At 65.9% G+C, this 8,239-nt stretch carries 6 protein-coding genes; 3 read left to right on the top strand and 3 right to left on the bottom strand.

Annotation, left to right across the window (positions count from 1 at the left end; translation table 11 throughout):
• Positions 1-337: 337 nt before the first annotated feature.
• Together AC3WJD_RS09935 and AC3WJD_RS09930 are read right to left on the bottom strand one after the other, a co-directional pair.
• Entirely contained in the window at positions 338-1,069 is a 732-nt protein-coding gene (locus AC3WJD_RS09935; protein WP_492746453.1) for an SDR family oxidoreductase, read from the bottom strand.
• A gap of 50 nt (positions 1,070-1,119) precedes the next feature.
• Entirely contained in the window at positions 1,120-1,821 is a 702-nt protein-coding gene (locus AC3WJD_RS09930; RefSeq protein ID WP_492746452.1) for a DUF3313 family protein, read from the bottom strand.
• Positions 1,822-2,535: 714 nt separating this feature from the next.
• On the opposite strand from AC3WJD_RS09930, the gene AC3WJD_RS09925 reads away from it, so the two are divergent.
• A complete protein-coding gene (locus AC3WJD_RS09925; protein ID WP_492746451.1) occupies positions 2,536-2,919 on the top strand; it encodes a UrcA family protein in 384 nt (127 codons plus the stop codon).
• Positions 2,920-2,929: 10 nt separating this feature from the next.
• Here the strand turns inward: AC3WJD_RS09925 and AC3WJD_RS09920 are convergent, their stop codons facing one another.
• Positions 2,930-3,793 carry an alpha/beta fold hydrolase gene (locus AC3WJD_RS09920; protein WP_492746450.1) on the bottom strand — a complete coding sequence of 288 codons (864 nt, stop codon included), beginning with the start codon at positions 3,791-3,793 and terminating at the stop codon, positions 2,930-2,932.
• Between the two features lie 107 nt (positions 3,794-3,900).
• On the opposite strand from AC3WJD_RS09920, the gene polA reads away from it, so the two are divergent.
• Both polA and AC3WJD_RS09910 read left to right on the top strand, forming a co-directional pair.
• Positions 3,901-6,702, top strand: coding sequence for a DNA polymerase I (polA, locus tag AC3WJD_RS09915; protein WP_492746455.1), 2,802 nt, complete (start codon positions 3,901-3,903; stop codon positions 6,700-6,702).
• Between the two features lie 37 nt (positions 6,703-6,739).
• On the top strand, positions 6,740-8,224 hold the full coding sequence (locus AC3WJD_RS09910; protein ID WP_492746449.1) for a lipopolysaccharide biosynthesis protein: 1,485 nt from the start codon (positions 6,740-6,742) through the stop codon (positions 8,222-8,224).
• Positions 8,225-8,239: the final 15 nt, after the last annotated feature.

Below are 8,239 nucleotides of genomic sequence, written 5' to 3'. Positions count from 1 at the left end.
CATCGGTCACCCTCCTGCATTGAAGCGTTCGCGACTTCGTACCATCCAGGAGGGTGACTACATCAATTACGCGGTGTCCGGATTTGGCGTCCGCGACCGAGGTGAGGAATGCCTGAAAAGTCGTGGTTAGCGGCCTTTCGGATCCTCCCCGGTACGGGGAGGGGGACCACGCGAAGCGTGGTGGAGGGGCCGGCATAAAACCCGCCAATTCAGCGCAGCCCCTCCGTCAGCCCTCTGGGCTGCCACCTCCCCGTACCGGGGAGGATCTTGCGGCGGCAATTGCGTCGTGTCCCGACAGTCAGCAATTCGGCAGCGAATGTAGACAGCCGACCTGGCTTCAGAAATGCGCGAGGTAGCCACCGTCGACCGCGAGCGTCTGGCCGGTGACGTAACTCGCCGCGTCGGAGGCGAAGAACAGGACCGCGCCCGCGATCTCGTGCGGTTCGCCCCAGCGGCCAAGCGAGGTGCGCCGCGCCAGCCACTCTGCGATATCGGCATCGGCGACCATGTCGGCATTGGCCTCGGTCGCGAAATAGCCCGGTGCGACCGCGTTGACGGTGATGCCGCGCGGCCCGAGTTCGGCCGCGAGCGCGCGGGTCAGCGCGTCGAGCCCGCCCTTGGCGGCGGTATAGGCGGCATCGCCCGCGCGCGCGATCGGCCCCGCGATCGAGGTGATGTTGATGATGCGCCCGCCCGGCTGCATCACACCGGCCGCCCTTCGGCACAGCTCGAAGGGTGCGACAAGGTCGATTTCGAGCAGCTGCCGCACCGCTGCCGAATCCAGTTCGGCCAGCGGACGCCGATCGCGCGCGCCCGCATTGTTGACGAGGATGTCGAGCCGGCCAAGCCCTGCGAAGGCGCGCCCGATCGCCCGTTCGTCGCCCAGATCGAAGGCCAGCGCCTCGGCCGATGAACCGCGCTGGCGGATGTCGGCAACCGCGTGCTCCAGCGCGCCATGGTCGCGGCCGTGCACGAGCACATGCGCGCCCGCCTCGGCAAGCGCGTCAGCGATGGCGCGGCCAAGCCCCTGCGCCGCGCCGGTGACGAGAGCGATCCTCCCCTTGAGCATGGAGCCGTCTGTGCGGCGGCGGCGGGGCGCTTGCAACCCGTAATCGGCACCTATTTCTTCACGGCCTGCGCGTTGGTGTCGATCGGCGAGAGTTCCTTGAGCTCGGTCAGGCCGGCGGCGGCAGCCTTGGCCCAGCTGCTGAACGCCAGTTCGAAGTCGGCGCGATTGCTGACGCTGCTACGCCGCAAGATGAAGGAATTATCGCCAATGTCCTGGCGGTCGATCGCGCGACCGAGGATCGCGCCCGTCGCCGAGTCGCGCGCCTCGATCACCACCGTCGCCGCGCCCGCATCCCTTGAGAAGGTCCGCGTGCGGCCCGCAGACATCGTGTCGGGCGCGGTCACGGTGAGGTTGATCACCGCAGTCCGCAGCCGCAGCACGTCGGGGCCGGGCGCGGTGACGACCTGATAGCCGGCATTTGCGAAGGCCTTGGCGAAGACCTGCTCGAACCCGCCCTTCGCCGCGTCGAGGATCGCCTGCGCGTCCGTGTCGCTGATCCTTTGCGACAGGCCGATGGTCGAACTGTTATAGTCCCTCAGCCAGTTCTTCTGGAACGCGACCTCGGTGGGATCCATCATCACCTTGGTATAGGCGCGAAAATCGGCGCCGGGCAGGAGATAGGCCTCGTCCATGCGCTTGGCCTTCACCTTGTGAAGATCGTCCCAGGTGTCGGGCGCCTTGGCATGGAGCGCCGGGGACGGGATCGCCAGCAATGCAAGGCCGGCGCATATCGCTGCGAGTCTGCTAGTCATGACCTTTCACCTTCCGACGTTCCGGTCGACGCCCCGGAGCAGGACGACTATTCACCCCGCCGGCGCGCCATCATATCGGGGGAAACCCCGATATCCGCCGGAACGAACGCCGAGGGATTGAACGGCGCAAACGCTTCGGCGCGCGGATAAAATACACCTCCCCAACCATTGTTGATGCGTTCCAAATATCGGTATCGACACCGATGAATAGTCCGGACATCGGAGTCATATTATTGCATTTACCCAAAAATAAATTCCGTTCATGCGCAACATTTTTTGTGTGATGTGCATATATCTTTGAACAATCAACATTATGGTGTCTTGGATATGTCTCGGTGTCGTAACAAATTAAAATTCGAAAGACGCACTATACTTCATCTTGTCGCGTGATCTTGTCGCATTTGTCCAAGACAGAATCGATCGCCGATGCGAATAGGGCTGAGTCATCCCGCTCGCCCGAACAGTCGTTCCGGGTCACGACGAACGGTATTGGCCCGACCGGAAGGTTCGCCAGCCAAGCAGCTCCTGAACCCTTCCGGCCGTGATCCAAGCAGCATGCACGGCGCGCCCGTCCTTTGTCCGGCAGGGGCACGTCCGCGTAGTCCGGTGGATTCGCGTTGCGGGTCTGCCGTCCACGAGATGCGCCGCGTCGGATCGGCGCGTAATGGAAGGCAGGATGTTCACATGCAGAGTTTGATCATTGGCAGGTGCGCTATGGCCGCACTGGCAGCCGCGGCCATGCTGGCACCGGTTTCGCCGGCATTGGCGGGTCAGTCGGAAGCTCCGATCGTCTCGACCGCGAAGACCATGCCCTGGGATGGCGTGCGGACCATGGCGGTCAGCTATGCCGACCTCAATCTGCGTTCCGACAGCGCAGTCGAACGGTTGAATACCCGCGTGCATCACGCGGCCGAGTTCGTCTGCGATATCGGCCCCAGGATTGATACGCTGCCGCAGCGCCAGGATGGTCGCAATTGCTACAACGGCGCGATGGATCGCGCCAGTCGCGATATTGCGGCGGTCGTGGCGCTGGCGCGCAGCGGTAATCAATACGCGGCGCGGGGCGGCGCGAATGCGATCCGGGTCAGCCGCCGCTAACCCGCGACCTTCAGACCGTCGCGGCCAGGAACGCGCGTAGTTCGGCGCAAAATCGCTGGGGTTGGTCGAGCATGATCATATGCCCGCTACCCGCGATGCGTGTCAGGCGCGCGCGCCTGGCTGCGGCATAGCCGGTGCGATAGGCACGATCGACTGCCGCCGCGTCATATTGCGCGCCGGGTACCGTGGCGTAGAGCACCGTCAGCGGTGCGGTGATCCTGGGGAGTTCGGGTGTCAGGTCGGTGACCGCGATGTCGTGCATCGCCCGCGCGACCACGCCCGAATCGCTCTTGCGGGCATGTGCATCGGGTGCACCGAACATGCCCATCAGCGAATCGAGCGTACGACGGCCCTCGGGCGTGCCGGTCAGCGAGTCGCGCAGCCCGTCGATCAGCGGGCGCAGTCCCGCGGTCGACATACCCAGCCCGTTGGCCGGTGCGGGGAGCATATCGACCACCATCGCGCGGCCGACGCGCGCCGGCCAGCGCGCGGCGATCATCAGCGCGATCAATCCACCCATCGAATGGCCGACGATTGCGGACGCCTTGAGGCCGTTCGCGATGATGTAGCGGACGATGTCCTCTGCAACGGGGAGGACGACCGGGCCAGATGCGTTGCCGCGTGGCGGATCGCCCGCAAAGCCCGCGACCTGGACCAGATGATAGCGGTAGCCCGGAAGCGCGGCCACCGTGGCGTTCCACATGTCGCGCGAGGCGGTCAGCCCGGGGATGAGGATCACGTCGGGCCCCTGGCCGCGCACGACGACCGAAAGCCGCATCGACGCAAAGCCGCCCGTTGCCATGAGCGGGCGAGGCGCCAGTGCGGCACCGAGCACCGCGCCGCCTGAAACCAGTAATGTCCGTCGCGAAATCATTTCAGAGCGCCTAGCCGACCGATGGTGAACCGTCGATGACCCGGCGATTGCACGGCCATGCGCAAACCGGCTTTGTCGTGCGGCGTCGCCCTGCTATCCCCGCGCGCATGTCCTCGCAGAACCATCTCTATCTCGTCGACGGCTCGGGCTACATCTTCCGCGCCTATCACCGCCTCCCCCCGCTCACCAACATCCGGGGCGAGCCGGTGGGCGCGGTCTATGGCTATACGACGATGCTGTGGAAGCTTGCCGACGGGCTCCATAAGGCCGACGGCCCGACGCACCTCGCGGTTATCCTTGACAAGGGATCGACGTCGTTCCGCAACGACCTCTACGACCAGTACAAGGCAAACCGCCCGCCCGCGCCCGAGGATCTGGTTCCGCAATTCCCGATGATCCGCGATGCGACACGCGCCTTTTCGCTGCCTTGCATCGAGGAGGACGGCTTCGAGGCCGACGACATCATCGCCTCCTATGCGCGCGCCGCGCTGAAGGAAGGATGGAAGGTCACGATCGTTTCGTCGGACAAGGACCTGATGCAGCTGATCGAGCCGGGCATCGACCTGCTCGACACGATGAAGAACGAGCGGCTCGGCCCCGATCATGTCGTCGAGAAATTCGGCGTGGTTCCCGAAAAACTCGGCGAGGTGCTCGCGCTGATGGGCGACAGCGTCGACAATGTTCCGGGCGTGCCTGGCATTGGTCCCAAGACCGCCTCCAAGCTGGTCAACGAGTTCGGCGATGTCGAGGCGGTGCTCGCCGCTGCGCCGTCGATGAAACCCTCCAGGATGCGCGACAATCTGATCGCCAATGCCGAGATGGCGCGGCTTTCGCGTGTGCTCGTGACGCTCAAGGAAGACGTGCCGCTCCCCGAGCCGCTCAGCGACCTCGCGATGAAGGGGATTCCGGAAGGGCCATTGCGCGCCTTTCTCGAAGGTCACGGCTTCAAGTCGCTGCTGACGCGGCTCGGCACCACGGCGCCGACGGCGGCGGCCGCGCCCGCAGCCGCTGCGGTACCGCAACAGCCGGCCACGACCGCCGCGCCCGCGGCGCTGCCCGACGAGCCGCCATGCAACCGCGATGCCTATGAAACCGTGGCCGATCTCGATGCGCTTGATCGCTGGATCGCCGCGGCGACTGCGCAGGGCTTTGTCGCGCTCGATACCGAGACCGACAGCCTTGGCCCGCGCGCGGGACTGGTCGGCCTGAGCCTGGCGCTCGCGCCCAACAAGGCGTGCTATATCCCGCTCGCGCATATCGGCGGCGACCTGCTTTCGGACAATCCGATCCAGATACCCTTCGCCGCCGCGATCGCGCGGCTGAAGCCGCTGCTCGAGGATCCCGCGGTGCTCAAGATCGGGCACAATCTGAAGTACGACGTCGCGATCCTCTCCGAGCACGACATCGCGGTCGCCCCCATCGACGACACGATGGTGATGAGCTTCAACCTCGATGCCGGCCTGCACGGGCACGGGATGGACGAGCTTGCGAAGCTCAATCTCGACCACACATGCATCGCCTTCAAGGAGGTGGTCGGCACGGGCAAGTCGCAAAAGGGCTTCCACCAGATCGGCCTCGCCGATGCGACGCGCTACGCCGCCGAGGATGCCGATGTCACGCTGCGGCTGTGGCGCCGGCTCAAGCCGCGCCTCCCCGCAGAGGGCGCCACGCGCGTCTATGAGATGGTCGATCGCCCGATCATCCCTGTGCTGGCGGGCATGGAGCGCGCGGGCATCAAGGTCGATCGCGAGGAGCTCGCGCGCCTCTCGGCTGAATTCGCAGGCCAGATCGCCGAACTCGAAAAGGAGATCCATGGCATCGCGGGCATGCCCTTCACGATCGGCAGCCCCAAGCAGCTCGGCGACGTTCTCTTCGAGCGCATGGGCTTGAAGGGCGGGCGCAAGGGCAAGTCGGGGGTCTATTCGACCGACGTCAACGAACTCGAGCGCATCGCCGCCGACAAGGAAGGCAGCCCCGGTGTCGAGATGGCGCGCAAGGTGCTCGACTGGCGCCAGCTCTCCAAACTGAAGTCGACCTATACCGACACGCTCCAGAGCGAGATCAATCCGCGAACCGGCCGCGTCCACACCAGCTATTCGATGACGGGCGCGCAAACGGGGCGGCTGGCGTCCAACGACCCGAACCTCCAGAACATCCCCGTGCGCTCCGAGGCGGGGCGGCGCATCCGCGACGCCTTCGTCGCCGAGCCGGGCAATGTCCTGCTCTCGGCCGACTATAGCCAGATCGAGCTGCGGCTCGCCGCGCACATGGCCGATGTGCCGCCGCTGCGCGAAGCGTTCCTGCGCGGCGACGACATCCACAACATGACCGCGCAGGAACTGTTCGGGGAGGTCAACCGCGACACGCGCGGCCGCGCCAAGACGATCAACTTCGCGATCCTTTACGGCATTTCGCGCTGGGGGCTTGCCGGCCGGCTGGAGATCGGCGCCGACGAGGCGCAGGCGATGATCGACCGCTATTTCGACCGCTTCCCCGGCATCCGCAACTATATCCACGAGACGCTGAGCAGCGTGCGCGAGACGGGTTTCACCACCACATTGTTCGGCCGCAAGACGCATTTCCCGCGGATCAGGTCCAACGTCCAGCATGAGCGCCAGGGTGCCGAACGCGCCGCGATCAACGCGCCGATCCAGGGAACGAGCGCGGACATCATCAAGCGCGCGATGGCGCGCATGCCGGGCGCGCTGCGCGACGCGGGGCTGCCGGATGTGCGCATGCTGCTTCAGGTGCACGACGAACTCGTCTTCGAGCTGTCCGAGGGCGATGTCGGGGCGGCGGCGCCCATCATCGAACAGGTGATGGCGTCGGCTGCCGAACCCGCTATACAACTCACGGTTCCGCTCGGCGTCGAAATCGGAACAGGCAAAAGCTGGGGCGCCGCGCATTGAAGGCCGTTCTGTGAGCGGTCGAACCGAGGGGAGCGCGATGCCGGCCGAGGGGGATCAGAACGGCGATATCGCTGCGCTTGCCAAGGGCGGGCGCACCAATTTCTTCGGCTTCCTGATGCGGCTCGCGGCAAGGCTGCCCTTCCTGTTCATCGCCGGCCGCTGGTACGGCGAAGAGGCGCTGGGCCGATTCGCCTATGCGGTGCTCGTCGTCGAGTTCGCGGCGCAGCTCGCGACGCTGGGGCTCAGGCGCGGACTCGCCGAGCAATTGTCCAAGACCGACCGGCCCCATGTCCATGTCGTGTGGGATGCCTTGCTCGTCGCGGGGATCGCCTCGGTCGTCGCCTGCGGCATATTGATGGTCTTTCCGCAAGCGATGTTCCCCAACAGCAGGATCAACGGGCTGGAGTTGCTGCTGCCGCTCGTGATCTTCGGGCTGGTGGGGTCGGATCTCTCACTGGCCGCGCTCGCCTATCGCTTCGACGTCGGCGCGACGGTGCGCGCCCGCGCGATCATCGAGCCCTGGACGATCAGCGTCGCCGCCTTCGGCTTTGCGTTCTACTCGACGCGCGACGGGCTGATCCTCGCCTATGCGGTGTCGCTGATTGCGGCGCTCGTCGCATCGGTGATCCCGCTGTTCCGCAGCTATGGCATGCCGCATGGCTGGCGACCAAATCCGGCGGCGCTGTTCTGGCTCGCCAAGCGTAACATGCCGCTCGCCGCGGCCGATGCGATCGAATGGGGCTCGCGCCGGCTCGACCTCGCTATTCTCGGTCTGTTCGCGTCACCCGCGATCGTCGGCATCTATTATGTCGCGCAGCAGGTCGCCTCGCTGCCCCAGAAGCTGAAGACCAGTTTCGATCCGATCCTCGGCCCCGTCATCACGCGCAACCTCGAGGTGGGGGACAAGGTCGCAGTCGCGAGGCAGATCAGCCAGGTCGGCTTCTGGATCATCGCCGCGCAGACGGGCGTCGCGCTTGCGCTCGGCATTCCGGGTGAGGCGGTGATGGGGCTGGTGGGGCCCACCTTCGTCGGTGGCGTCGGCGCGCTCGGCTTCCTGCTCGCCGCCGAGGTCGTCGCGGCGACCGCGGTGGTCAGCGAATCCGCGCTCGTTTATGTCGCGCGCCACCGTAACCTGATGATCTCCTTCGGCATGATCGTGGTGCAGGCGATCCTCAGCGTCGTCTTCATCCTGCTGATCCAGGATATGGGGCTGCCGCCGCTCTATGTCGCCGCAGGCCCCGCCGCGGCGCTGTGCGTGGCGCTGGGGATCGCCTCGATCGTCAAGGCGCGGCTGCTCTCGCGCCTGCTCGGTGCGCCCGTCAATGGCTGGCGCTGGGCGCTGATCTGGGCCGCGGCGATCGCGGCGGTGGTCGGGTATGTCGCGACGCAGGTGCCCGAGTGGATGGAGCTGATCGTCGGCATCCCCGTGATCCTGGGGGTCTATGGCTATGTGATCTGGCGCCGCGGCTTCGGTCCCGAGGATCGCGCGCTGTTCAAGATGAAGGGCGCGGCAGCGGCATAATAGGTCCTCCCCGGT

This window comes from Sphingobium sp. FW306-1B-F04DB, from assembly GCF_058781925.1.
This window is presented reverse-complemented; position numbering and strand designations above follow the sequence as displayed.

Bases quoted from the DNA above. Each gene is read 5' to 3' on its own strand.
- AC3WJD_RS09910 (WP_492746449.1), top strand. From the start codon at position 6,740: ATGCCGGCCGAGGGGGATCAGAACGGCGATATCGCTGCGCTTGCCAAG.
- AC3WJD_RS09930 (WP_492746452.1), bottom strand. From the start codon at position 1,821: ATGACTAGCAGACTCGCAGCGATATGCGCCGGCCTTGCATTGCTGGCG.
- AC3WJD_RS09935 (WP_492746453.1), bottom strand. From the start codon at position 1,069: ATGCTCAAGGGGAGGATCGCTCTCGTCACCGGCGCGGCGCAGGGGCTT.
- polA (WP_492746455.1), top strand. From the start codon at position 3,901: ATGTCCTCGCAGAACCATCTCTATCTCGTCGACGGCTCGGGCTACATC.
- AC3WJD_RS09925 (WP_492746451.1), top strand. From the start codon at position 2,536: ATGGCCGCACTGGCAGCCGCGGCCATGCTGGCACCGGTTTCGCCGGCA.
- AC3WJD_RS09920 (WP_492746450.1), bottom strand. From the start codon at position 3,793: ATGATTTCGCGACGGACATTACTGGTTTCAGGCGGCGCGGTGCTCGGT.